At 65.0% G+C, this 22,718-nt stretch carries 26 protein-coding genes; 8 read left to right on the top strand and 18 right to left on the bottom strand.

Going from position 1 to position 22,718, the window contains the following annotated elements:
* A partial coding sequence (locus GA0061098_RS39050) for a transposase (protein WP_165637898.1) occupies nt 1-229 on the top strand: 229 nt, incomplete at its 5' end.
* Between the two features lie 127 nt (nt 230-356).
* On the opposite strand, the gene GA0061098_RS39045 is transcribed toward GA0061098_RS39050, so the two are convergent.
* From GA0061098_RS39045 to hemH, 4 genes are all read right to left on the bottom strand, one after another.
* Nucleotides 357-800 carry an NfeD family protein gene (locus tag GA0061098_RS39045; protein ID WP_091966792.1) on the bottom strand — a complete coding sequence of 148 codons (444 nt, stop codon included), beginning with the start codon at nt 798-800 and terminating at the stop codon, nt 357-359.
* Between the two features lie 51 nt (nt 801-851).
* The gene (locus GA0061098_RS39040) at nt 852-1,856 is read right to left on the bottom strand and encodes an SPFH domain-containing protein (RefSeq protein ID WP_091966789.1); all 1,005 of its coding nucleotides are present in this window, start codon (nt 1,854-1,856) and stop codon (nt 852-854) included.
* Between the two features lie 223 nt (nt 1,857-2,079).
* Nucleotides 2,080-3,057, bottom strand: coding sequence for an ABC transporter substrate-binding protein (locus GA0061098_RS39035; RefSeq protein WP_091966787.1), 978 nt, complete (start codon nt 3,055-3,057; stop codon nt 2,080-2,082).
* Between the two features lie 10 nt (nt 3,058-3,067).
* Entirely contained in the window at nt 3,068-4,105 is a 1,038-nt protein-coding gene (hemH, locus tag GA0061098_RS39030) for a ferrochelatase (protein ID WP_091966785.1), read from the bottom strand.
* Nucleotides 4,106-4,188: 83 nt separating this feature from the next.
* Between hemH and GA0061098_RS39025 the strand changes: the two genes are divergently transcribed.
* Complete coding sequence (locus GA0061098_RS39025) at nt 4,189-4,587, top strand: MAPEG family protein (protein WP_018316180.1); 399 nt, start codon at nt 4,189-4,191, stop codon at nt 4,585-4,587.
* A 165-nt stretch (nt 4,588-4,752) separates the two neighbouring features.
* On the opposite strand, the gene GA0061098_RS39020 is transcribed toward GA0061098_RS39025, so the two are convergent.
* From GA0061098_RS39020 to GA0061098_RS39010, 3 genes are read right to left on the bottom strand one after another with little or no spacing between them, the layout of a single operon-like run.
* On the bottom strand, nt 4,753-5,889 hold the full coding sequence (locus GA0061098_RS39020) for a nickel/cobalt transporter (RefSeq protein WP_091966783.1): 1,137 nt from the start codon (nt 5,887-5,889) through the stop codon (nt 4,753-4,755).
* Nucleotides 5,880-6,518: a DUF1007 family protein gene (locus tag GA0061098_RS39015; RefSeq protein WP_091966781.1), complete on the bottom strand. Its 639-nt coding sequence runs from the start codon at nt 6,516-6,518 to the stop codon at nt 5,880-5,882. Before GA0061098_RS39015 ends, GA0061098_RS39020 begins: the two co-directional genes overlap by 10 nt.
* Complete coding sequence (locus GA0061098_RS39010; RefSeq protein WP_091966779.1) at nt 6,518-8,599, bottom strand: M3 family metallopeptidase; 2,082 nt, start codon at nt 8,597-8,599, stop codon at nt 6,518-6,520. The genes GA0061098_RS39015 and GA0061098_RS39010 overlap by 1 nt, the downstream gene beginning before the upstream one ends.
* Before the next feature lie 137 nt (nt 8,600-8,736).
* Between GA0061098_RS39010 and GA0061098_RS39005 the strand changes: the two genes are divergently transcribed.
* From GA0061098_RS39005 to GA0061098_RS38985, 5 genes are all read left to right on the top strand, one after another.
* Nucleotides 8,737-8,991: a hypothetical protein gene (locus tag GA0061098_RS39005; RefSeq protein WP_018316184.1), complete on the top strand. Its 255-nt coding sequence runs from the start codon at nt 8,737-8,739 to the stop codon at nt 8,989-8,991.
* Between the two features lie 675 nt (nt 8,992-9,666).
* On the top strand, nt 9,667-10,809 hold the full coding sequence (locus GA0061098_RS39000) for a type III PLP-dependent enzyme (protein WP_091966778.1): 1,143 nt from the start codon (nt 9,667-9,669) through the stop codon (nt 10,807-10,809).
* A gap of 129 nt (nt 10,810-10,938) precedes the next feature.
* Complete coding sequence (locus GA0061098_RS38995) at nt 10,939-11,526, top strand: GNAT family N-acetyltransferase (RefSeq protein WP_091966776.1); 588 nt, start codon at nt 10,939-10,941, stop codon at nt 11,524-11,526.
* Nucleotides 11,527-11,673: 147 nt separating this feature from the next.
* Complete coding sequence (locus GA0061098_RS38990; RefSeq protein ID WP_091966774.1) at nt 11,674-12,063, top strand: RidA family protein; 390 nt, start codon at nt 11,674-11,676, stop codon at nt 12,061-12,063.
* 67 nt (nt 12,064-12,130) lie between these two features.
* Complete coding sequence (locus GA0061098_RS38985) at nt 12,131-13,573, top strand: homospermidine synthase (protein WP_091966772.1); 1,443 nt, start codon at nt 12,131-12,133, stop codon at nt 13,571-13,573.
* A 151-nt stretch (nt 13,574-13,724) separates the two neighbouring features.
* Here GA0061098_RS38985 and GA0061098_RS45445 read toward each other — a convergent pair whose 3' ends face one another.
* The 11 genes from GA0061098_RS45445 to GA0061098_RS38930 form a co-directional block, all read right to left on the bottom strand.
* A complete protein-coding gene (locus GA0061098_RS45445) occupies nt 13,725-14,054 on the bottom strand; it encodes a hypothetical protein (protein WP_165637897.1) in 330 nt (109 codons plus the stop codon).
* Between the two features lie 101 nt (nt 14,055-14,155).
* Nucleotides 14,156-14,872, bottom strand: coding sequence for an MgtC/SapB family protein (locus tag GA0061098_RS38975; RefSeq protein WP_091966768.1), 717 nt, complete (start codon nt 14,870-14,872; stop codon nt 14,156-14,158).
* 121 nt (nt 14,873-14,993) lie between these two features.
* Nucleotides 14,994-16,013, bottom strand: a complete 1,020-nt coding sequence (locus tag GA0061098_RS38970) for a WD40 repeat domain-containing protein (RefSeq protein ID WP_165637896.1) — start codon at nt 16,011-16,013, stop codon at nt 14,994-14,996.
* Entirely contained in the window at nt 16,013-17,059 is a 1,047-nt protein-coding gene (locus tag GA0061098_RS38965; protein ID WP_091966764.1) for a CobW family GTP-binding protein, read from the bottom strand. Before GA0061098_RS38965 ends, GA0061098_RS38970 begins: the two co-directional genes overlap by 1 nt.
* Before the next feature lie 54 nt (nt 17,060-17,113).
* On the bottom strand, nt 17,114-17,977 hold the full coding sequence (locus tag GA0061098_RS38960; protein ID WP_165637895.1) for a metal ABC transporter solute-binding protein, Zn/Mn family: 864 nt from the start codon (nt 17,975-17,977) through the stop codon (nt 17,114-17,116).
* Nucleotides 17,978-17,982: 5 nt separating this feature from the next.
* Entirely contained in the window at nt 17,983-18,852 is an 870-nt protein-coding gene (locus tag GA0061098_RS38955; protein ID WP_028139985.1) for a metal ABC transporter permease, read from the bottom strand.
* 6 nt (nt 18,853-18,858) lie between these two features.
* Entirely contained in the window at nt 18,859-19,614 is a 756-nt protein-coding gene (locus tag GA0061098_RS38950) for a metal ABC transporter ATP-binding protein (RefSeq protein ID WP_165637894.1), read from the bottom strand.
* Nucleotides 19,615-19,616: 2 nt separating this feature from the next.
* Complete coding sequence (locus tag GA0061098_RS38945) at nt 19,617-19,865, bottom strand: hypothetical protein (protein ID WP_091966758.1); 249 nt, start codon at nt 19,863-19,865, stop codon at nt 19,617-19,619.
* Nucleotides 19,866-20,034: 169 nt separating this feature from the next.
* Nucleotides 20,035-20,535 (bottom strand): hypothetical protein, encoded by a 501-nt coding sequence (locus GA0061098_RS38940; protein ID WP_018316197.1) that lies wholly within the window; start codon nt 20,533-20,535, stop codon nt 20,035-20,037.
* Nucleotides 20,532-21,143 carry a permease gene (locus GA0061098_RS38935; RefSeq protein WP_091966756.1) on the bottom strand — a complete coding sequence of 204 codons (612 nt, stop codon included), beginning with the start codon at nt 21,141-21,143 and terminating at the stop codon, nt 20,532-20,534. The genes GA0061098_RS38940 and GA0061098_RS38935 overlap by 4 nt, the downstream gene beginning before the upstream one ends.
* Before the next feature lie 198 nt (nt 21,144-21,341).
* Complete coding sequence (locus GA0061098_RS38930; protein ID WP_091966754.1) at nt 21,342-21,938, bottom strand: superoxide dismutase; 597 nt, start codon at nt 21,936-21,938, stop codon at nt 21,342-21,344.
* Between the two features lie 241 nt (nt 21,939-22,179).
* On the opposite strand from GA0061098_RS38930, the gene GA0061098_RS38925 reads away from it, so the two are divergent.
* Nucleotides 22,180-22,707, top strand: coding sequence for a GNAT family N-acetyltransferase (locus tag GA0061098_RS38925; RefSeq protein ID WP_038950614.1), 528 nt, complete (start codon nt 22,180-22,182; stop codon nt 22,705-22,707).
* Nucleotides 22,708-22,718 lie beyond the last annotated feature (11 nt).

Genomic DNA, 22,718 nt, shown 5'->3' with positions numbered 1-22,718 from the left:
CATCGCGTTCCGTCCCAACAGACATCATCCGGAACTGCCGCCAAGGCTCAAACACTACAACCGCCTCATCGCGCGCCGACGAGCCCAGGTTGAGACCACCTTCGCCACTCTCAAACGCCGCATGCGACTGACTTGCATCCGCTACGTTGGTCTGATGAAGGCAAGCGGGCAGGTCCTGCTCGCCTCGATCGCCTTCAACATGAGGCGGTGGGCCACGATCGCGGCCTGAGCCGCCCGCCGAGGGCGACCACTACAGACTTGGCTGGCAATTGCCGTAACCACGGCCCTTCTCCTGCCGTCCTCAACTTCAAAAGCCGATAACGCAACAGGCCCACAAGGGGAGAGGGAAGAAATCTTCACGCCGCCGCCACGGTCAGATTGGCACCGTCCACCTGCACCACCTTCACCCGCGTCCCGGCCGGCGTATCCGGGCCGGCGACGCGCCACACCGTGTCGCCGATGCGCACGGTGCCGCTGCCGTCGATAATCGGCTTCTCCAAGGTGAACTCGCGTCCGAGCAGTGCCTCGGTTCGCTTGTTGAGGAACGGGCTGGCGCTTGCTTCCGACTTCGGCCGCGCAAGGCGGCGCCATATCGGCACGGCGGCGGCGGCAAACACCGCGAACATCACGAGCTGGATCTGCCACGATATGACGACGGTGAACGAGATCAGGCCGACGAGCAGCGCGGCGAGCCCGAGCCAGAACAGGAATATGCCCGGCGCCAGCACCTCCAGCGCCATCAGGATGAAGCCGAAGATCAGCCAATTCCAGCTGCCGAGCGATACGAACATGTCGGTCATGACACGACCTTTCATGGTGCACGCCCCCGTCGAAGGGTCGTGCTCCGGTGACTATCCCTGCCGCGGCGGCACCGCCGGCGGCGTGCTGCCTGTCGTCGGCACCGAGCCGGTGCGACGGGCGGCGGCGGCCGCAGAGGCTGCGCTTTCGCCGAACGTTGCCTTTGCGATCTCGCCGATGCCGGCGAGCGAGCCCAGCATGGAGGTTGCTTCCACCGGCAGCATGATGATCTTCTGGTTCGGTGCGTCCGCGAACTGGCCGAACGCCTTGATATATTTGTCGGCGATGAAATAGTTCAACGCGGCGACGTCGCCCTTGCCGATGGCTTCCGATACCGCCAGCGTCGCCTTGGCTTCGGCCTCGGCCAGACGCTCGCGCGCCTCGGCGTCGCGGAAGGCGGCCTCGCGGCGGCCTTCGGCCTGGAGGATCTGGCCCTGCTTGGCGCCCTCGGCGCGCAAAATCTCGGACTGGCGCTGGCCTTCGGCGGCGAGAATGTCGGCGCGCTTGACGCGCTCGGCCTTCATCTGCCGGCCCATGGCTTCGACGAGGTCGGCGGGCGGCACGATGTCCTTGATCTCGATGCGGTTGACCTTGACGCCCCAGGGCGACACTGCGGCGTCGACGACGCGCAGCAAGCGTTCGTTGATCTCGTCGCGGTGCGACAGCACCTGGTCGAGATCCATCGACCCCATCACCGAGCGGATGTTGGTCATGGTCAGGACCGTGATCGCCTGGGTCAGATTGGCAACTTCGTAGCTTGCCTTCGCGGCGTCGAACACCTGGTAGAAGGCAACGCCGTCCACCGTCACCGTAGCGTTGTCCTTGGTGATGACTTCCTGCTCGGGGATGTCGATCACCTGCTCCATCATGTTGATCTTGCGGCCGACGCGATCGAAATAGGGCACGATCAGATTGAGCCCGGGGCTCAGCGTCTGGGTGTATTTGCCGAACCGCTCGATGGTCCAGTCATAGCCCTGCGGCACCGTCTTCACGCCGGCGACCAGCGTGACGATGACGAGCAAGACCAGAACAATCGCGAAAATGTCGAAACCGCTCATATTTCCTCCAAGGCGGGAAAAAGCCCTTTCCCGCGCTGTCATTGGTCGGGAGCGCGACCCTACCGGTTCAGCGGTCGCAATTCACGTCGGTATCGATCCAATTCTGCACAAGACATCCAAACGGGGAAGGATCAAGATATGTATTTGTAGCGGGCCCTTGAAAGCGTGCAGCGGAAACCCAGCGGCAAAAATTAACGAATCCGAAGGCGCGCATTGGACGACTTCATTCGATAACGTCATTCGCGAGGGCGATGAGGCCCGGGTGAAGTGTGACGCCACACTCCCTGGCGGCCTTGAGGTTGACCGCAAGCTCGAACTTGGTGGGGTTCTGCACTGGCAGGTCGGCTGGCCGCGCGCCCTTCAGAATGCGGTCGATATAGTCCGCGGCGCGGCGGAGCTGCTCGGCGCTGTCGGTGCTGTAGGACATCAGCCCGCCCTCCTCGACGAAGGTGCGGCTCCAGAACACCGCGGGCACGCGCGCCTGCGCGATCGCCGCCAGAAGCTGGCCGCGATTGGCCATGGTGAAGAAGTCCGGCAACACCAGCAACCCACCGTCTTTCCGCAAGCCCAGCGCCGCGATCGAGGCCGCGTCATGCACCGGCGCGGGCTCGACCGTCACCTGAAGGGCCCGTGCCGCGTCCTCGATGGTGCGCAGCATCAGCGGCGCGAACGGCGCGGTGGCAGGATTGTAGACGACGAAGACGCGAGACACCTTTGGCGTGACTTGCGTCAGCATCTCCAGCCATTTGCCGGCCAACGGGCCGTCGTAATCGGTGAAGCCGGTGACGTTGCCGCCGGGATGCGCGAGGTTATCGACAAAGCCCTGGCTGACGGGATCTGTGACGACGGCGAACACGATCGGGATCGTCGTGGTGCGCTGGCGCAGCTCCTCGACCGAGGGTGTGCCGACCGCCAGCAGGACGTCGGGCTTGAGCGCGATCAGCTCGTCGGCGAGCTGCGCGATGCGCGCGCGGTCGCCGCCGCCGCTGCGCCAGTCGATCTTGAGGTTGTCGCGCTCTTTCAGGCCATGTCCGGCGAGTGCCTCGACCAGGACCATGCTGCGGGTCTGGCCGATCGCATCATCGGCAGCCGTGACCGAGAGCACGCCGAGCCGGCGCGCCGCGTTCGGCTGCTGCGCCAGCGCCGGGAGCGGCAGCGCGACGACGGTCCCAAGAAGCGCCAGACACTCACGGCGGTTCATGGGGCGCCCATCAGATCCAGCCCTGGAGCTCGCGCAGCACCAGGGTGCGGATCACGTCCATGCCCGGGTTACTGTCGTTGAGGCAGGGGATCGCGGAAAACTGCTCGCCGCCATTGTGCTTGAAGATCTCGGCGTTCTCCTGCGCGATCTCCTCGAGCGTCTCCAGGCAGTCGGCGGAAAAGCCCGGCGTCACCACCGCGAGGCGGCGCACGCCTTCCTTCGCGAGCCGCTCCATGGTCTTGTCGGTATAAGGCTGGAGCCACTCGGCATTGCCGAAGCGCGACTGGAAGGTCAGCAGCAGTTTGGTCTCGTCCATGCCGAGCCGGCGGCGCAGTGCCGCCGTGGTGGCGATGCAGTGCTGCTGATAGGGATCGCCCTTGTCGACATAGGATTTCGGCATGCCGTGGAACGACGCCACGATCAGCTCCGGCTTGAAGGACAGCGTTGCCAGATGGGTCTCGATCGAGACGGCAAGCGCCTCGATATAGGCCGCGTCCTCGTAATAAGGCGGCGTCACCCGCAGCGTCGGCTGGTTACGCAAACGGGCGAGCACGCGGAACACTTCGTCACACACGGTCGCCGAGGTCGAGGCGGAATATTGCGGATAGAGCGGGACCGCCAGGATGCGCTCGCAGCCTTTCGCGATCAGGGCGTCGATGCCCGACTTGATCGAGGGATTGCCGTAGCGCATCGCCCAGTCGACCACGACGTGGGCACGGTCCGACAGGGCGGCGGCGAGCTTGTCGCTCTGCGACCGTGTGATGGTCTTCAGCGGCGACTCGTTCTTCTCGGTGTTCCAGATCTTCTGGTAGTCGAGCGCCTTGGTACGGGGGCGGCTGCGCAGGATGATCCCGTTCAACACGAACTTCCAGACCAGGCCCTGGTCCTCGATGACGCGGGCGTCCGAGAGGAACTCCTTGAGATAGACCCGCACGCCGGGCGCATCGGCCGTGTCGGGCGTTCCGAGATTGATCAGGAGCACGCCAGCGCGCGGCAGGGCGGATTGGGCGGCCGGTCTCGCGGCCTCGATCGGGACGACACTGGTCATGGCTCTGTGGGTCGCGCGTTGGTCCGAACTTGTCAAGATGAGCCCGTTTTCGCTAGGGTCGCACCCAGGCGGGGGAGGCAAAGATGACACTCGCGGAATGGTGCGTCTTTGGAGCGCTGCTGCTCTATCTGTCGACGATCGGCTCGATCAAATGGATCAGGTTTCGCCGCTTCGACAATTCCCGGCCACGCGACCCCGCCTTCTACGAGGACGCGCTCTCGCAACGCGCGCTCGGCGCGCACCAGAACGGCATCGAGACTTTCCCGTTCTTCGCCTTCGCGGTGCTGCTCGCCGAATTCAGGGATTCGCCGCAGCGGCTGATCGACGAGCTCGCGGCCCTCTTCCTCATCGTCCGCCTCGCCTATGTGTTGACCTATCTCGGCAACCGCCCGACGCTGCGCTCGATCCTCTGGAGCATCGGCTTTGCGATCAATCTCGGGATCTTCTTCATGCCGGCGCTGAAGCGGTTTCTGCCGGTGTGAGGTTTTCTTCCCTTCTCCCCTTGTGGGAGAAGGTGGCGCGAAGCGCCGGATGAGGGGTCTCCCTCCGCGTATTAACCTGCCAGAGGCTCGATCGCGGAGAGACACCCCTCACCCGTCTCGCCGCTCCGCGGCGAGCCACTCCCACAAGGGGGAGAGGGGAAGAACTCAAAAACACGTCGTCCGCTCGGCCGCGATGTAGCCGAACAAGAGGCCTGCGCCGAACAGCAGCACGACGCCCGCGGCGGCGAATTCGATGCCGCGCATGAACAGCGCGCCGCCGCCGTCGCGGCCGGCGCTGAGGCGGGCAGCGATGTCCTTGGCGGAGACGGCGACGACCGCGATGGCCGCGACCGTGATCGCGGTACCCAATCCCATCAGGAAGGTGGCGGCGATGCCGGCCCAGAACAGGCCTTGGGCAAGCGCGAACACCAGCACCAGGATCGCGCCCGAGCAGGGGCGGATGCCGACGGTCAGGATCGCCGCAAAGCCGCGCCGCCAGCCACCGGGGCCGGCGAGCTCGCTCGGCGTGGGGCCGTGGGAATGGCCGCAATGTTCGTCATGAACGTGGTCATGCCCGTGGTGGGCATGGGCGTGCGCATGACCATGATCGTGGTGATGGTGATCATGACCGTGATCGTGATGATCGTGGGCATCGTGATGATGGTGATGACCGTGATCATGATCGTGCGGCACGCCGGCGATCGCCGGCACCGGCTGGGCCGCCTGCAGCGCCCGGATGAAAATGCGGCCCTTGACCCAGACGAGACGCAGCCCGAACAACGCGATCAGGGCGTAACTCGCGATCTCGATCGCCCCTTCCGCCTTGCACATGGTCTTGGCGGTCGCGTTCAGCACCCAGGCCGAGATGCCGACGATGAGGATCGCGACCAGCGACTGCATCAGAGCCGAGGCGAAAGACAGCGCGATGCCGCGCCGCGCGGTCTCGCGGTTGGCGACGAGATAGGAGGCGATCACTGCCTTGCCATGGCCGGGGCCGGCGGCGTGGAAGATGCCGTAGGCAAACGAGATGAAGAGCAGCGTCCACACCGCCGAGCCGTCGGACTTGGCGGCGCGAATGGTCGCCGACATCTGGCGATAGAATTCCGACTGTTTTGCCAATAGCCAGCCGATGAGGCCGCCAGCCTCGGGCTGGGCCGCCTGCGCCGGCCGCGGCGCGCCGAACGGGTTTTGCGCGAAGACATCGTGAAGCGCAGCATCCGCCACGCTCACGACGAGGAAAACAGCCGCGCAGGCAAGCAGGCCGCCTACAAGCCGAGAATGAAGACGGCCGATCAAGGGCAATCCACCGTGATCTTGTTGGCGAACATCATGCCGAAATTCGAATTCTCGCCGTTCATGAAGGTCTGCTCGTTGAGCTTCTGCGCGCTCGCGGTGCCATCGCTCGGGCGCTCCAGCTTCATCTGGCAGCCGGCGGGCGCGCCCACCAGTTTCACCGGGCTTTCCTTGGCCATCTGGAAGTCGATGAAGAAAGAGCGGTCGAACACTTCGAGCACCAGCTGCTTGGACTTGACCGGGTTCTTCAGCGGCAGCGTGAAGTGCAGGGTCAGCACCGTATCCTTGTAGTCGAGGAAATAGTCGACGGGCTCCTGGAATCGCTCCTTCTTGCCGTCGGCTCGCGCAAAGGTGAAGTAAGCGTATTCCTTGAGCGACTCGACGTTGGTCTGCGCCAGCGGCCCGAGCTCCTCGCGCGTATAGGCGCCCTTGGTCTTGCTCTCGAGCCCCTGCACCGCATAGGACGAGAACATGTCATCAAACGTCCAGGCGTGGCGGACGCCGGTGATCGAGCCGTCCTCAGCGTAGAGCAATTCGCTGGTCGCGGTGATCCAGACATGCGGGTGTGCGCTCGCCGCACCCGCGGCGAGTGACAGGCCGGCGGCGAGCAACAGGCCGAGAAGGGCGCGCATGCCCATCAGGCCGCCTTCGCGTCGTGGAGCAGCCCGCGGCGGCGGAGAAGCGCGTCGGGTTCGGGTGGGCGGCCGCGGAAGGCCTCATAGGCGGCTTCCGGATCCACCGATCCGCCCGAGGCGTAGATGTCGTCGTGCAGGCGCTTGGCGACGGCGGGATCGAAGATGTCGCCAGCCTCCTCGAACGCGCCGAAGGCGTCGGCGTCCATCACCTCCGACCACATGTAGCTGTAATAGCCGGCGGCATAATGATCGCCAGTGAAGATGTGACCGAACTGGGTCGGACGGTGGCGCAGCGCGATCTCCTCGGGCATGCCGATCTTCTCCAGCTCGCGTCTCTCGAAGGCGCGCACGTCGCTGGCCGCTTCGGCCGGCTGGGTGTGGAATTCGAGATCGACCAGGGCCGAGGAGACGAATTCGACCGTGGCAAAGCCCTGGTTGAATTTTCGTGCGGCCAGGAACCGCTGCAACAGCTCGTCCGGCAGCGGCTCGCCGGTCTGGTAATGGCGGGCGAACTTCTGGAGCACCTCGGGCCGCTCCTGCCAGTGCTCATAGAGCTGCGACGGCAGCTCGACGAAATCAGTGAAGACGGAAGTGCCCGACAGCGACGGATAGGTCACGTTTGAGAGCATGCCGTGCAGGCCATGGCCGAACTCGTGGAACAGGGTGCGGGCATCGTCGGGCGACAGCAGCGAAGGCTCGCCGCCGGCGCCCTTGGCGAAATTGCAGATATTGAGAACCAGCGGCGCAACATCGCCGTCGAGCTTCTGCTGGTCGCGCAGCGAGGTCATCCAGGCGCCGGAGCGCTTCGGCGGCCGGGCGAAGTAGTCGCCATAGAACAGCGCCTTGTGCTTGCCGTCGGGGCCCTTGACCTCCCAGACCCGGACGTCGGGGTGCCAGACGGGAACGTCCTTGCGCTCCTCGAAGGTGATGCCGAACAGGCGCGTGGCGCAGTCGAAGGCGGCGGCGATCATGTGGTCGAGCGAAAGATACGGCTTGATCGCGGCGTCGTCGAAATTGGCGCGCTGAAGGCGCAGCTTCTCGGCGTAGAAGCGCCAGTCCCAGGGAGCGAGCTTGAAATTGCCGCCCTCTTCCGTGATCAGCGCCTGCATGTCGTCGCGGTCGGCGAGCGCCCGCGCCCGCGCCGGCTTCCAGACCCGCTCCAAAAGGCACCGCACCGCGTCCGGCGTCTTGGCCATGGAGTCCTCCAGCCGGTAAGCGGCGAAGGTCGGATAGCCCAGCAGCTTGGCGCTCTCTTCACGCAGCTTGAGGACCTCGACGATGGTTCCATTGTTGTCGTTGGCATTGCCGTTGTCGCCCCGCGCAGTGAAAGCCTTGTAGACCTTCTCGCGCAGATCACGCCGGGCGGAGCTCTTCAGGAACTGTTCGACCGAGGACCGCGACAGCGTGACGATGGCCTTGCCTTCCATGCCGCGCTCTTCTGCCGCAGCCTTGGCGCTGGCGACGAAGCTCTCCGGAAGGCCCTGGCGGTCGGCCTCTCCCAGCTCCATGACCCAGTCCTGCTCGTCGCCGAGCAAATGATGGCTGAAGCTGGTGCCGAGTTGGGCGAGCCGCTCGTTGATCTCGGCCATCCGCATCTTGGCCTCGTCGGAGAGCCCGGCACCGGCGCGGTGGAAGCGGGTGTAGGTGCGCTCCAAGAGGCGAAGCTGCTCCGGAGCCAGATCCAGATTGGTGCGGTTCTCGTGCAGCTGGGCGATGCGGCCGAACAGCACGGCGTTCATCATGATCGGATTCCAGTGCCGTGCCATCCGCAGAGAGACCTCCTTGTCGATCTCCAGGATGGCCGGGTTGGAATGCGCCGAAACGAGGTCGTAGAACACGGCCGCCACCTTGCTCAGCAGCTTGCCCGAGCGCTCCAGCGCCGTGATGGTGTTGGCGAAGTCGGGCGCGGCCGGATCGTTGGTGATCGCCGCGATCTCGGCGGAGTGGTCGGCGAAGGCCTGCTCGAAGGCCGGCAGGAAGTGCTCCGGCTTGATCTCGTCGAAGGGCGGGGTCGCAAACGGCGTCACCCAGGCCTTCAGCAGCGGGTTGGTCTCGGAGTCCGTAATTTGGCGGGGTTCTGACATCTCAAGTCCCGATTTCGTGGCTCAATTGTTGCGGCCAGCTATAGCACGCGATAGGGCTTTTTTGGGCCATTTGGCCTTGCTCCCGGCCGCCTTTTCGGGGAGATTGCGGCCCTCGAAGACTAGGGATCCCTGAGCCCATGAACGCGCCTTCCTCCTCGTCCCGCCAGATCGCCTGGCCAAGCGTCATCACCGTCATCAGCGCCGCCATCCTGATCGGCGCGGAGGTGTTCGGCGCGGCGTTCGCCGGCGGCTGGGCGCTCGCAATCCTGTTCGGGCTCGGCGACCAGGGCACGCACATCCTGCAGGCCGTGCTGTTCGCGCTCGGTGTGCTCGTGATGACCGCGTTCATCCGCGCGGCCCAGCGTGTCGAGCCCTTCACAAAGCGCCGCTGACGCTTCTCGCGCGCGAGAGACGCGCGCGCTGCCACAGAAAACTTAACGCGTGTTCATCTTCCGCGTCGCTCGCGCAACACCGCGCAAGCAGATGTTAGGCAATTCTGTTCTCAGCCTAAAAAAATTCTTGCGAAGCTGATTCAAAACGCTTATGTGCGCTCTTGCCCAATTTCGCACGTGCCTGTGGTCGTGTGTCAGTCGGTAGGTATCCGGACAAGAGGCCGGACAGCCGCCAAGGGGTGAAGAAGCCGAGGGGCTCTTCGGAAGTGCGGAAGTCTGAAGACCGAAAGGTCGGACGAGGAAGCAAACCCGGAGCGTCCAGCATCTCTCTCAAAGAGATGCCTTGTCGAAGGTGACTTCGCTCTTTGCAACCGTGACTGGCAGCCGGAGGCGAACCGGCGCACCCCGCTCTCAACGGGGGACGCGACTTAAAGCAACGACGGATCGGGCTTTTTTGGTCTCTACCGGCATTCCAACGCCGGCGCGGGCTACTGAAAAGGCTTGTCCTTCATTGCCAGGTGTGCGGGCGGGAAATTCCCAACCAATCCACGGCAGCACAATTCGGTCTAGGGGTCTTTGCCCTGTCGCGTCTCCATCGTGCGGCAGCGGCGTAGCACCCTCGTCCGAGAACCACTTTGAACGAGCTCCGTCGCTGGGGCCGCTTTGGAGAGTGCTATGACCGAACGTATCCAGGAATTCCTGCGCAACCGCCGCAAGGATGGCCTCGACACCGAGCCGTGCCTCGTCGTCGACCTCGAGGTCGTGCGCGACAATTACCAGACCTTTGCCAAGGCGCTGCCCGACAGCCGCGTGTTCTATGCCGTCAAGGCGAACCCGGCGCCGGAAGTGCTGGCGCTGCTGGCGTCCATGGGCTCCTGCTTCGACACCGCGACGGTCGCCGAGATCGAGATGGCGCTGGCCGCGGGTGCGACGCCCGACCGCATCTCCTTCGGCAACACGATCAAGAAGGAGCGCGACATCGCGCGCGCCTTCGCGCTCGGCATCCGGCTTTTCGCCGTGGATTGCGCCGCCGAAGTCGAGAAGGTCGCCCGTGCCGCACCCGGCGCGAAGGTGTTCTGCCGCATCCTCTATGACTGCGCCGGCGCCGAGTGGCCGCTGTCGCGCAAGTTCGGCTGCGACCCGGAGATGGCCGTCGAGGTGCTCGACGTTGCCAAGCGCCTGGGCCTGGAGCCGTGCGGCATCTCGTTCCATGTCGGCTCGCAGCAGCGCAAGGTGAAGGCGTGGGACCGTGCGCTGGCGATGGCCTCGCAGGTGTTCCGCGACTGCGCCGAGCGCGGCATCAACCTGTCCATGGTCAACATGGGCGGCGGCTTTCCGACCAAGTACTTGAAGGACGTGCCGCCGGTCGTGACCTACGGCCGCTCGATCTTCCGCGCGCTGCGCAAGCACTTCGGCAACCAGATCCCGGAGACCATCATCGAGCCGGGCCGCGGCATGGTGGGCAACGCCGGCATCATCGAATCCGAGGTCGTGCTCATCTCGAAGAAGAGCGACGAGGACGAGGTGCGCTGGGTCTATCTGGACATCGGCAAGTTCGGCGGTCTCGCCGAGACGATGGACGAGTCGATCCGCTACGCCATCCGCACCGCCCATGACGGCGCGGACATGACGCCGTGCGTGCTCGCGGGTCCGACCTGCGACAGCGCCGACGTGCTGTACGAGAAGAGCCCGTATCCGCTCCCCGTCACGCTCGAGATCGGCGACAAGGTGCTGATCGAAGGCACCGGGGCCTATACGTCGACCTACTCGTCGGTGGCGTTCAACGGCATCCCGCCGCTGAGGACGTACCACATCTGATCCGCCTCTTTCTCTGAGGCCTGACGAACCCGGGAGCCGGCTTGCCGGCTCCTCCCCTGACATTTCGATCTGACGACGTCTTGGACAGGCGTGCTGCGCGCACGCCGTTCAAGCGGGGACTGACGCGCCATGACCGCTTTTCGGAAGCCACAAGTCGCCCTCACCTCGAAAGCCGCTCCGTTCGTGATCCGCGCGGAGCGTGCTGTCGACGTCGCTGTGCGTGAAGCGCTGCTCGATGCCTGCTTTGGCGAAAACCGCCACGGCCGCACCTGCCAGCGCTTGCGCGACGGACGCGCGCCTGCCGCAGGCCTTGCCCTGTCGGCGGTGCGCGAGGGCAAGCTCGTGGGAACCGTGCGGCTGTGGCACGTCAGCGCCGGAGGCAGGCCCGCTTTGGTCCTTGGACCGCTGGCGGTAGACCCTGCCTGCCGCGAGCTCGGGATCGGCGCCGCGCTGATGCATCAAGCGCTGGCCGCCGCCCGGGCGCGCGGGCATGCCGCCGTGATCCTGCTCGGCGATGCCCCCTATTATGCCCGGTTCGGCTTCTCGGGCGAGAAGACCGGCGCGCTGGCGCTGCCTGGCCCGTTCGAACGCGACCGCCTGCTCGCGATCGAATTCCAGGAGGGTGCGCTCGATGGCGCCGAGGGGATGATCGTCCCGACCGGCGCGCCCCTGTCCAAACGGAGGGTCCTTCGCGCCCTCCATGCGCACGCGGCCTGAGGGATTGCCATGATGGCGACGACCGAAGCCGCGTAAAGCGGCAACGCTCGGCTGCGCCGTCCTGACGCCTGTTCTTTCGGGGTTGCGCAGGCCCGAGAAACGCCCTTTAACCCCCGCGAAACACGCCTTTCAGTCGAGGTCCGAAACATGTCCCGTCGCCTCATCTCCACCGGCTCTCCCCTCGAGAAGACCGTCGGCTACAGCCGCGCCGTGATCGACGGCGAGTTCGCCTTCGTCGCGGGAACCACCGGCTATGACTACACCACGATGACGATGCCGGCCGATGTCACGAGCCAGTCACGCAACTGCTTCAAGACCATCGAAGCCGCCCTGAAAGAGGGCGGATTCGAGATGGCCGATATCGTCCGTGCGACCTACTACGTCACCGACGCCAGCTACATCGATGCCCACTTCGCCGTCTGTGGCGATGTCCTCGGTGATATCAGGCCGGCGGCGACGTTGCTGGTCGTCAGCGCCCTCGCCAAGCCCGAGATGAAGGTCGAGATCGAAGTCACCGCCAAGCGCCGCAGCATCTGACAAGCGCCGCAGCGCCTGATCCACCCCTCACCATTTGTTTGCCAGCACGTTCCGGAGAAACCATCCCATGAGCCCCGCCTCGCAGATCTACGCGAAGATCACCGGTCCCATCGTCATGGTCGGCTTCGGCTCCATCGGCAAAGGCACGCTGCCGCTGATCGAGCGGCATCTCGACTACGACAAGTCCCGCGTCACCGTGATCGATCCCAAGGACGAGGGCCGCAAGGCGCATTGCGAGAAGCAGAATGTGCGCTTCATCCAGAAGGCCGTGACAAAAGACAATTATCGCGAGTTGCTGACCCCACTGCTCACCGAAGGCGGCGGCCAGGGCTTTTGCGTCAATCTCTCGGTCGATACCGGCTCCACCGACATCATGGAGCTCTGCAACGAGCTCGGCGCGCTCTACATCGACACCGTCAACGAGCCCTGGCTCGGCTTCTATTTCGATTCCTCGAAGGGCCCGGAAGCGCGCTCCAACTACGCCCTGCGCGAAGCCACGCTGGCGGCCAAGCGCGCGCGCCCCGCGGGCTCGACGACGGCTGTCTCCTGCTGCGGCGCCAACCCCGGCATGGTCTCCTTCTTCGTCAAGCAGGCGCTGCTCAATGTCGCCGCCGATCTCAAGCTCAATGCCCCCAAGCCGAAGACCAAGGCCGAATGGGCGGATCTGATGCGGCAGGCCGGCATCAAGGGCATCCACATCGCCGAACGCGACACTCAGCGCTCCAAGAAGCCGAAAGAGCCCGACGTCTTCGTCAACACCTGGTCGGTGGAAGGTTTCCTGTCGGAAGGCGTGCAGCCGTCCGAGCTCGGCTGGGGCACTCATGAAAAGTGGATGCCCGAGAACGCGCGGACCCACGAAGCCGGCTGCGGCGCTGCCATCTACCTGATGCAGCCCGGCGCCAACACCCGCGTGCGCACCTGGTGCCCAACCCGCGGCGCGCAATATGGCTTCCTCGTCACCCACAACGAGTCGATCTCGATCGCCGATTACTTCACCGTGCGCGACGCATCGGGCACGGCGGTCTATCGGCCGACCTGCCACTATGCCTATCATCCGGCCGACGATGCCGTGCTGTCGCTGCATGAAATGTTCGGCCGCGCCGCGAAGATGCAGGAGAAGCACCACATCCTCGACGAGAACGAGATCGTCGACGGCATCGACGAGCTCGGCGTGCTGCTGTTCGGCCACGACAACAATGCCTACTGGTACGGCTCGCAGCTCTCCATCGAGGAGACCCGCAAGCTCGCGCCCTACCAGAACGCCACCGGCCTGCAGGTGACCTCCGCCGTGCTCGGCGGCATGGTGTGGGCGCTGGAGAACCCGAATGAAGGTATCGTCGAAGCCGACGAGATGGATTTCGATCGTCTGCTGGAAATCCAGCTGCCCTATCTCGGCCCGGTGAAGGGTTTTTATACCGACTGGACGCCGCTGACGGATCGTCCGGGACTGTTCCCGGAAGACATCGACACCAGTGATCCCTGGCAGTTCCGGAATATTCTGGTGCGGTGAGGGACGCGAGTCTTCGGCCTCACCACAGCTGTCATGCTCCGCGAAGGCGGGGCATCCAGTACGCCGCGGCGTCTCGGTTCAATCACTACGGTCTCTGGAATACTGGATCGTCCGCCTTCGCGGACGATGACACCGTTGGTCTATCAGCCAGCTACTTCTTCTCGATCGGCGGCGCGATCTTCTCGGCCGGTGCCGGCGGCAGTGCCGGCTTGGTCGCCGCGCCTTGTGTCTGCGGCTCGGGGCGTGCGGGCTCGGGGGCCGGCGTGGTCGGCCGGTCGCCGCCGGGCTTGGCTTCCGCGGGCACCTTGCTCTGCTCGTCAGAGGGCGTGCCCTGCAACGGCGGCGTTGCCTGCGCCATCTGCAGCCGGCTCTCGGCGCGGATCTGCGCGATCGATAGGCCTGATATCGCGACACCTGCTGCGAACAGCGAACAGGCGATCACCAGGTCGAGTTTCAGTCTGCGCTTGTCATTGACTGTCATGTCGATCATCCGCCTTTGTCCGCGGGATCAACGAAATTGCCCGACCAGGGTTCCGTTCCCGGCAAGGCGGAACTGCACGCCTGCGCGCCAAAACGCCGCGCTTACTCCGTCGTGCTGACTTCCCAGGTCGCGTGGCGGATGCCCGGCAGATGCTGGAGATCGGTCGCCACGGTGTTCAGCTCGTTCGGGTCGACCGCGCTCGCGACGAGCTTCGCCACAATCTCCAGCAGGTCCTCGCCGATCTCGACGACCTCGATACCCGCCACCGGATATTTCGCTGCCTCGAGCTTGTCGACGAGGCGATCACGCATGTCGGGCAGGGCGTCGGCGGTAACCGCGAGCTTGAAATAATAGGTCGCCTCCAGCGCCTTCTCGTTCAGCGGGATGCGGTTGATGGCGTTGACCAGCGGGCGCAGCATGGTGTTGCCGGCGATCACGAACACGGTCAGGGCGGCCGCCTGCGCGATCATATCGGCACCGGCACAGGAGCCGACCGCGGCCGAGGCCCACAGCGTCGCGGCGGTGTTGAGCCCGCGGACGTCCATGCCCTGCTTCATGATGACGCCGGCTCCTAAGAAGCCGATGCCGGAGACGACATAGGCGATGACCCGCACCGCGCCGTCGGCGCCGTCCAGCTGCATGGCGAGATCGACGAAGGCGGCGGCGCCGACCGCAACCAGCACATTGGTGCGCAGGCCCGCGGTGCGTTGGCGATATTGCCGCTCGGCGCCGATCAGCGTGCCCAGCACGAAGGCCGTGGTCAGGCTGACCAGCGTGTCGAGGAAATCAGCAAGCTGGAAGGTCGTCAGAAATCGCATGAATGTCAGCTGCCGTAGGGTGGGCAAAGCGAAGCGTGCTCACGGCTTCCGTCAACGCAAAAAGATCGTGGGCACGGCGCAAGAGCGCCTTTGCCCACCCTACGGCCTAAAGGATGACAGATTAAAGCTCCAGCATTCCGCCGTCCCCATTTTCGTCGGCGAAAGCCAGCAGCGTGCCCTTCGCATTCCAGGCGATCGCGGCGACAGGGGGCGTGCCGTTGCGGCGGACCAGGATCTCGGCGCCGTCCTCCAGCCGCACCATCAGCACGGTGCCGTCGCTGTAGCCGGCGGCGAGGATGTCGTTCTTCGGATGGCAGGCGACCACCGACACCCGCGCCTGCAGCGGCGCGAGCATTGCGGGCTCCTTACCCATCGGGCCGTCCTTGCTGGCGAACGGCCACAGGATGATGGTGTCGGCGCCCGAGGTCGCCAGCGCCTTGCCGCCCGCGCTCCAGGACATCGAGCGGACGCGGCTGGGATAGCCGGTCATGCGCATATGCCTGTTGTCGGCAAGCCGCCAGCCATGCAGCGCCGCTTCGTGCATCGTGGTGACCAGGAATTTGTTGTCGGGGCTGAAGGTGACGCCGAGATGCGAGCCGGCCCAGGGCAGGAATTCGGCTGATCCCGCCATGTTCGGAAACCACAGCGTCGCGCCGTTGTAATGGGCGATCGCGAGCCGCAGTCCCTTCGGCGCGAAGGCAAGGCCGCCGACGGTCGAGGGCACCTCGAGCGACTTCTCCTCGGTCTTGCCGCTCTTGACGAAAGCCGTCTTGCCGGCCGACCAGGCGTAGGAGCCGTCCGCATGCAGCGCCACCGCATCTATCCAGCGTCGCTTGGGATCGGTGGCGAGCAGCATCACCTCGCCCTTGGCGTCGAGCGAGACGACCTTGCCGTCGTCGCCGCCCATCACCAGGCGCTTGCCATCGCAGGCGGTGGAGAGAATGCCGCCGCTGTGAACAGTGACCGTGCTGATCTCGCCCTTGTCATCGACGAACGCGACATTCTCCTCGCCGCCGACGAAGGCGGCGCGATCCCTGAGGAAATGCACCGAGGTCACGCCCATGCCGAGCGTAACGGGCTTGACGCGATCGGTGACGGAGACGATCGAGGCGGAATCGGGGGCCGGCGAAAACTCTTTCATCACGAGACGATGCAGCTCTCAAAACCCTTGCGGATGGCTTCTTCCGGCAGTTCGCGGCCGATGAAGACGAGGCGGCTCTCGCGCGGCTCGCCCTCCTTCCACTTCCGCTGGTGGTCACCCTCCAGCATCATGTGGACGCCCTGGAAGACATAGCGGTCGTCGTCGTCGTGGAAGGCGAGGATGCCCTTGGAGCGCAGGATCTTGCCGCCCTCGACCTGCACCAAATTCTGCAGCCAGGGCATGAACACGTTCGGATCGAGCGGCTTGTCGGTCTTGAGCGACAGCGACTGCATGTCCTCGTCGTGATAGTGCTTCAGGCCGTGACCGTGATCATGGTGGTGATGATCGTGGCCGTGATGGTGGTGATCATGATCGTGGTCATGATCGTCGGCCTCCAGGAAATCCGGCTCGATATCGAGGATGCGGTCGAGATCGAAGGCGCCGCGGTCGAGCACGTCGGCCAGGGCCACCGAGCAGCGCTCGGTGCGGTGGAGTTTCGCATAGGGATTGATGCCGCGGATGCGGGCCTCGACCTCGGCAAGCTCACCCTTGCTGACGAGATCGGTCTTGTTCAGCACGATGACGTCGGCAAAGGCGATCTGGTTCTTGGCCTCGGGCGCGTCCTTGAGCCGGTCGGACAGCCATTTGGCGTCGGCCACCGTGACCACGGCGTCGAGCCGCGCATTTTTCTGCACGTCCTCGTCGACGAAGAAGGTCTGGGCGACCGGCGCCGGATCGGCAAGGCCGGTGGTCTCGACGATGATGGCGTCGAACTTGCCCTTGCGCTTCATCAGGCCGTCCATGATGCGCACGAGGTCGCCGCGCACGGTGCAGCAGATGCAGCCATTGTTCATCTCGAACACTTCCTCATCGGCGCCGATGATGAGGTCGTTGTCGATGCCGATCTCGCCGAATTCGTTGACGATGACGGCGTATTTCTTGCCGTGGTTCTCGGACAGGATGCGGTTCAAGAGTGTGGTCTTGCCGGCACCGAGATAGCCGGTCAGGACGGTCACAGGGATTTTGTGCGAGGTCGCTTCAGACATAAGAACTCCGACATCAGGCTTTTTCGCGCGACGCGAGGCGGGGTGGCCCCTGCCCTAGTGGTCAAGCGCGCTGGTCAGGGCCTTTATATTGTGCCTGACCATATCAATGTAAGTGGGTGCCGGCCCCTTTTCGCCGGTCAAACCGTCCGAAATCAGGGTCCCGCCGACTTTTGAGCCGGTCTCGGCCGCGATCCGCCGGATCAGCCGGTCGTCGCTGATATTTTCCAGGAACACGGCCGGTATTTTTTGGGCCTTGATCTGACCGATGATGGCCGCGATGTCCCGGGCGCTGGGCTCGGTTTCGGTGGAGACCCCCAGGGGGGCGATGAACTGGATACCGTATTCGGCGGAAAAATAGCCGAAGGCGTCATGGGTCGAGATCACCTTGCGCCGCTCCGGCGGGATTTTCGCCACGGCCTCGCGGACCTCGCGGTCGAGCGTTTCGAGCTTTTCCAGATAGGCTTTTGCCTGGGCCCGGAAGAACTCCGCATCATTCGGGGCGGCCGCGTCCAGCGCATTGGCGATATCGGTCGCGTAGACCTTGGCGTTGGGGACGGACTGCCAGGCGTGGGGGTCGGCGGCCGAGCCGAGCTTCAGCGGCGTGATGCCGGCGCTCGCGGTGACCACCACGGCCTTGCTACCTGCGGACTGCACGAGACGCGGCAGCCAGCCCTCCAGCCCGAGCCCATTGACGATGACGAGCTTCGCCTCCGCCACCCGCTTCGCGTCGGCAGGCGCCGGCGTGTAGACGTGAACGTCGCTGTCGGCGCCAACCAGCGTCGTAACGTTGACCCGATCTCCCCCGACGTTACGGACGAAGTCGCCGAGGATCGAGAAGCTCGCAACGACGTTGAGCCGTTCCGCAGCGCGCAGCGGCGAGGCAGCCAGCAACAGCAGACAAAGCAGGATGAGCCGCATCGCCGTCACGCTTCCAGATGCCGGCCGGGAAACAGCTGCCGGACGATGCCGCCGACGCGGCCGAACAGCACGGAGACGATATAGAGCACCGTCGCCACGAGAATGACAGCAGGGCCCGACGGCACGCGGGTCTGGAACGACAGCACGAGGCCGGCATAGCCGGAAGCCGCGGCGGCGACCACGGCGATGCAGATCATGACCGTGAGATCGCGTGACCAGAACCGCGCGATGCCAGCCGGCAGGATCATCAGACCGACCGCCAGCAACGTGCCGAGCGCCTGAAATCCGTTGACGAGGTTGATGACGACCAGCGCGAGGAAGGCGAGATGCGCGGGACCGCCGGCGCGGCTCACGGTGCGCAAGAACAAGGGATCGACGCTCTCGATCACCAGTGGGCGGTAGATCACGGCGAGCACCAGCAGCGTCACGGTGGCGTTGAAGGCCACCACCAGCAGGGTCTGGTCGTCCATCGCGAGGATGTTGCCGAACAAGACATGGAGCAGGTCGATATTGGTGCCCTTGATCGAGACGATGGTCACGCCAAGCGCCAGCGAGGCCAGATAGAAGGTCGCGAGCGAGGCGTCCTCCTTCAGCCCGGTCGAGCGCGCGACGACGCCGGCGAGGATGGCGACGGCAAAGCCGGCGATCAGGCCGCCGGCCGTCATCGCGAACAGATTGAGACCGGAGAGCAGGAAGCCGACCGCCGCGCCCGGCAGGATCGCGTGCGCCATGGCGTCGCCGACGAGGCTCATCCGCCGCAGCATCAGGAAGACGCCGATCGGCGCGCCCGCCAGCGACAATGCGATCACGGCGGCGAGCGCGCGCCGCATGAACTCGAATTCGGTGAAGGGACCGATCAGCGCGTCATAGAGCATCGGCAATCACGCGGCCCGCGAACTGATATCGTCGGCCGCGCAGGCTGTGGCGCTGTCGTCGAAGGCCTCGCACATGCGCATCGCCACCATCAGGTTTTCCGGCGTCAACACCTCCGCCGTCGGTCCCCACGCCACGGGGCCGCGCGCCAGCACCAGCGTCTCGCTGAAATGGTTGCGCACCATCTCCATGTCGTGCAGCGCGGCGAGCACGGTGCGGCCCTCGCCGTGCCAGTGCTTCACCAGCGCGAGCAGGTCGGCCGTGGTCTTGCTGTCGATGGCGTTGAAGGGCTCGTCCAGCACGATCAGGCTTGCGTCCTGCAGCAGCACGCGCGCAAACAGCACACGCTGCATCTGGCCGCCCGAGAGCGTGCCGATGGGGCGGTTCTCGAAACCGTTGAGGCCGACGGAGGCGATCGCGCGCAAGATCTTCCCGCGCGCGGCCTTGCCGATGCCGCCGAACAGGCCGGTCCCGCGCCATAGCCCGGTGCCGACGAAGTCGAACACCGAGATCGGGAAGCTGCGGTCGATCTCCGCGCTCTGCGGCAGATAGGCGATATCGCGAGAGTCGAGCCCGCCGAGGTGGATGCTGCCGTCGAGCGGCCCGAGGATCCCGACGATGCCACGCAGCAGGGTCGACTTGCCCGCGCCATTCGGGCCGATCACGGCGACCAGCGCGCCCCGCGCGACCTCGCCGTTGAGATGGTGCACGGCCGGGTGCCGGTCATAACCGAGCGTGACATTGTGAAAGTGCAGCGCCGCCATGGTCACCTCATCGCCAGGAAGACCACGCCCCAGAGCACGGCACAGACGGCGAGCGCGGCCAGAAGGCGCGCGGCCATGGTCATGCGCAGGATCGACCAGGGCGCGGCCTGGGCGGGATGCGGCGAGGCCGCGTCATGGACATGGGCGTGGGTGTGGTCGTGCCCGTGCGAATGGTCATGAGCAGGCGAATGGTCATGGGAATGACCGTGAGCATGGTCGTGATGATGGGCGTGGGACGCGGCGGGAACCATGCAGAGACGTTATATTATAACATTACCCCTGTCCACGACCCCGGTGTCATTCCGGGGCGGCTCGAAGAGCCGAACCCGGAATCTCGAGATTCCCAGGTGCGCAACTGCGCACCGTAGTTCGATGCTTTGCATCGCCCCGGAATGACGTCCCTAGCAGTCACGCCGGGCCTCAGGGCTTGCCGATCACCATTGCAATCGCCGCTGCCACAAAGGGAAACGGCACCGACACGGCGCAGCGGAACCAGACGAAACGGGCCGGCATGAACGGGATTTCCCACAAGATCACCCGCTGGAAGGCGAACAAAGCCCAGGCGACGACATAGGCCACCACCTGCGGCACCCCGCCGCCCGACTTCAGCGCCACCGTGCCGATGGAGAAGCCGATCACGGGCCCGCCGGGCGTGGCGGCGCCGGCGACCACGGCGGTCGCAACCCCGAGCCAGCCGCTGTCCGGCCCGAGCCAGCCGGTGATCACCTCCTGCGGGATGATGGCGGCGATGTAGCCGGAGCCGATCACCCCGAGCGCGATGCGCGGCACGATGTTGATGAAGTCCATCGAGCCTTCGCGCAGCGAGGCTTTGAACACCGGAGGGCCGCGGCGAAAGGCGATCAGGCCGACGCCGAACACTGAGCCCCACAACAGGATGTCGATGAAAAGCGCGGCACTCATGCCGCGTCCTCGTCGCTTTCGCGCTTCGGATAGAGCCGGACATAGACGAAGCGGCCGAGGGCCCCTGCGAGCACCGGCAGCGGCAGCGAGATCAGAATCCGCCACAGCGTGAAGTCGGTGCCCATGATCGGGATTTCCCAGGCCACCGCCCGGCCATAGCCGATCAGGGTCCAGCTCACGACCATGGCGATGGTGGCGCCGAAATCGGCGCCGACTGCGAGCAGCGCACTCGCCACGGGATAGGCAGTGAAGGGACCGCCGGGCAGGATCGCGCCGAAGGCGGTGCCGATCAGAAGGCCCGTCAGGCCGGATTTCGGCCCGAGCGAGCGCGAGACCTTTTCGTGCGGCAGGATCTCCGAGATGAAGGCGCCGAGCAGGCAGCCGGCGAGCACGCGCGGCAGGATGCCCGAGAACAGCGAGAGATCGTGGGTGAGAATATCGAGAACGCCGTCGGTGCCGTCACGCCGCCAGACCAGCGCCGCGCTCACCGCGACCAGCGCTGCGATGATGATCGTCGACCAGCCGATCGGCTTGCGCACTCGCCCCGGCCGCGGCTCGGACTCCGCGTCCTCGGCAGGCGCCGGGTTCTTCGGGGAAGGTTCTGACAACGGGCTCGGTTGGCTCGAGGGTGATGCCCGTCCTGATTAAGGGCGCCGCCCACGCGATGCAAACAGTAGGATGACAGGCCGGTGCGCGCGCCACGCAGGGCAATTCCGCACAGCAAAAAGGCGGCCGCGTGAGCGACCACCTTTTGTTTCTGTCATTCCGGGGCGCACGAAGTGCGAACCCGGAATGACGAGTAGAGCTTACGCCTTGTCGAACAGGGACTCGACGTATTCCCAGTTCACGAGGTTCTCGACGAACGCCTTGAGATAATCGGGGCGGCGGTTGCGGTAGTCGATGTAGTAGGAGTGCTCCCAAACGTCGCAGCCGAGGATCGGGGTGGCGCCATGCACCAGCGGATTCTCGCCGTTCGGGGTCTTGGAGATCTCGAGCTTGCCGTTCTTGACCTGGAGCCAACACCAGCCGGAGCCGAACTGGCCGACGCCGGCTGCCTGGAAGTCGGTCTTGAACTTCTCGAAGCCGCCGAGGTCCTCGTTGATCTTCTTCTCGATCTTGCCGGGCAGCTTGGTGCCGCCGCCATTGGGCTTCATCCAGCTCCAGAAGTGGGTGTGATTGTAGTGCTGGCCGGCATTGTTGAACACCGCGGGGTTCTTGCCGAACGAGCCCTTGACGATCTCTTCAAGGGACTTGCCTTCCCATTCGGTCCCCTTGAGCGCGTTGTTGCCGTTGGTGACGTAGGCCTGATGATGCTTGTCGTGGTGGAATTCCAGCGTCTCCTTCGACATGAACTGGCCGAGGGCGTCATAGGCGTAAGGGAGGGGGGGCAGCGTAAAGGTCATGGGATGTTGTCCGCGACTGATGGGGAACTGGCTTAACGGGGACTCTTATAGAAGGTTCCACCGCCGTTAAATACCGCCAATTTGCGAAAAGGCGCGATGCCACGGCTTGGCCGGATTGCACAAAATCGCCGCACCGAGTGACATTCAACCCGGGCCGGTCGCCCGCCGCAAAATATCATTGCCTTTGAACCGGTTATGACAGAACGAATGGACCGCGCAGCGTGTTGCGAGAGACAAAACCATGAGCATCGAGATCGACATTTTGAACGGCGACGCCTCGTGGCCGATCGCGGAGCCGCTGCATCAGGCGGTCTGGGGACCGCACTTGGTCGCGGACAAGCCCTGGGCTCACATCAAATGGGCCAATGCGGACCTGCGCGTGCTGATCGAGACGCCCGAGGACGGTCTCGTCTGTCATGTCGGCATCTACTTCCGCACCGTCATCTGGAACGGACAGAAGGTCCATATCGGCGGCATCGGCGGGGTCTGCACCCGCGAGGACCGGCGCGGTCGCGGCTATGCGACCGTGGCGATCGACGCGGCCGTGCACACCATCAGGGCCAACGAAGCGGTCCGGTTCGCGCTGCTGTTTTGCGAGCCACACAATTTTTCGTTCTACGAGACCCGGAGCTGGCTGCCCTTCAAGGGCGAGGTCTATTGCGAGCAGCCGGAGGGGCGGATCCGCTTCACCGAGATGGCGCCCTACGTCTTCAACATCGTCCGCGCGCCGACGCTGGGCACCATCGACCTATGCGGTCTGCCGTGGTGACCCCTGCGTGG

This window comes from Bradyrhizobium shewense, from assembly GCF_900094605.1.
Taxonomy (GTDB): Bacteria; Pseudomonadota; Alphaproteobacteria; order Rhizobiales; family Xanthobacteraceae; genus Bradyrhizobium; species Bradyrhizobium shewense.
This window is presented reverse-complemented; position numbering and strand designations above follow the sequence as displayed.

What these genes read in the sequence shown, in the direction of transcription:
- GA0061098_RS39045 (WP_091966792.1), bottom strand. Translation starts at nt 800, where the DNA reads ATGACCGACATGTTCGTATCGCTCGGCAGCTGGAATTGGCTGATCTTC.
- GA0061098_RS39040 (WP_091966789.1), bottom strand. Translation starts at nt 1,856, where the DNA reads ATGAGCGGTTTCGACATTTTCGCGATTGTTCTGGTCTTGCTCGTCATC.
- GA0061098_RS39035 (WP_091966787.1), bottom strand. Translation starts at nt 3,057, where the DNA reads ATGAACCGCCGTGAGTGTCTGGCGCTTCTTGGGACCGTCGTCGCGCTG.
- hemH (WP_091966785.1), bottom strand. Translation starts at nt 4,105, where the DNA reads ATGACCAGTGTCGTCCCGATCGAGGCCGCGAGACCGGCCGCCCAATCC.
- GA0061098_RS39025 (WP_018316180.1), top strand. Translation starts at nt 4,189, where the DNA reads ATGACACTCGCGGAATGGTGCGTCTTTGGAGCGCTGCTGCTCTATCTG.
- GA0061098_RS39015 (WP_091966781.1), bottom strand. Translation starts at nt 6,518, where the DNA reads ATGGGCATGCGCGCCCTTCTCGGCCTGTTGCTCGCCGCCGGCCTGTCA.
- GA0061098_RS39010 (WP_091966779.1), bottom strand. Translation starts at nt 8,599, where the DNA reads ATGTCAGAACCCCGCCAAATTACGGACTCCGAGACCAACCCGCTGCTG.
- GA0061098_RS39005 (WP_018316184.1), top strand. Translation starts at nt 8,737, where the DNA reads ATGAACGCGCCTTCCTCCTCGTCCCGCCAGATCGCCTGGCCAAGCGTC.
- GA0061098_RS39000 (WP_091966778.1), top strand. Translation starts at nt 9,667, where the DNA reads ATGACCGAACGTATCCAGGAATTCCTGCGCAACCGCCGCAAGGATGGC.
- GA0061098_RS38995 (WP_091966776.1), top strand. Translation starts at nt 10,939, where the DNA reads ATGACCGCTTTTCGGAAGCCACAAGTCGCCCTCACCTCGAAAGCCGCT.
- GA0061098_RS38990 (WP_091966774.1), top strand. Translation starts at nt 11,674, where the DNA reads ATGTCCCGTCGCCTCATCTCCACCGGCTCTCCCCTCGAGAAGACCGTC.
- GA0061098_RS38985 (WP_091966772.1), top strand. Translation starts at nt 12,131, where the DNA reads ATGAGCCCCGCCTCGCAGATCTACGCGAAGATCACCGGTCCCATCGTC.
- GA0061098_RS45445 (WP_165637897.1), bottom strand. Translation starts at nt 14,054, where the DNA reads ATGACAGTCAATGACAAGCGCAGACTGAAACTCGACCTGGTGATCGCC.
- GA0061098_RS38975 (WP_091966768.1), bottom strand. Translation starts at nt 14,872, where the DNA reads ATGCGATTTCTGACGACCTTCCAGCTTGCTGATTTCCTCGACACGCTG.
- GA0061098_RS38970 (WP_165637896.1), bottom strand. Translation starts at nt 16,013, where the DNA reads ATGAAAGAGTTTTCGCCGGCCCCCGATTCCGCCTCGATCGTCTCCGTC.
- GA0061098_RS38965 (WP_091966764.1), bottom strand. Translation starts at nt 17,059, where the DNA reads ATGTCTGAAGCGACCTCGCACAAAATCCCTGTGACCGTCCTGACCGGC.
- GA0061098_RS38960 (WP_165637895.1), bottom strand. Translation starts at nt 17,977, where the DNA reads ATGCGGCTCATCCTGCTTTGTCTGCTGTTGCTGGCTGCCTCGCCGCTG.
- GA0061098_RS38955 (WP_028139985.1), bottom strand. Translation starts at nt 18,852, where the DNA reads ATGCTCTATGACGCGCTGATCGGTCCCTTCACCGAATTCGAGTTCATG.
- GA0061098_RS38950 (WP_165637894.1), bottom strand. Translation starts at nt 19,614, where the DNA reads ATGGCGGCGCTGCACTTTCACAATGTCACGCTCGGTTATGACCGGCAC.
- GA0061098_RS38945 (WP_091966758.1), bottom strand. Translation starts at nt 19,865, where the DNA reads ATGGTTCCCGCCGCGTCCCACGCCCATCATCACGACCATGCTCACGGT.
- GA0061098_RS38940 (WP_018316197.1), bottom strand. Translation starts at nt 20,535, where the DNA reads ATGAGTGCCGCGCTTTTCATCGACATCCTGTTGTGGGGCTCAGTGTTC.
- GA0061098_RS38930 (WP_091966754.1), bottom strand. Translation starts at nt 21,938, where the DNA reads ATGACCTTTACGCTGCCCCCCCTCCCTTACGCCTATGACGCCCTCGGC.
- GA0061098_RS38925 (WP_038950614.1), top strand. Translation starts at nt 22,180, where the DNA reads ATGAGCATCGAGATCGACATTTTGAACGGCGACGCCTCGTGGCCGATC.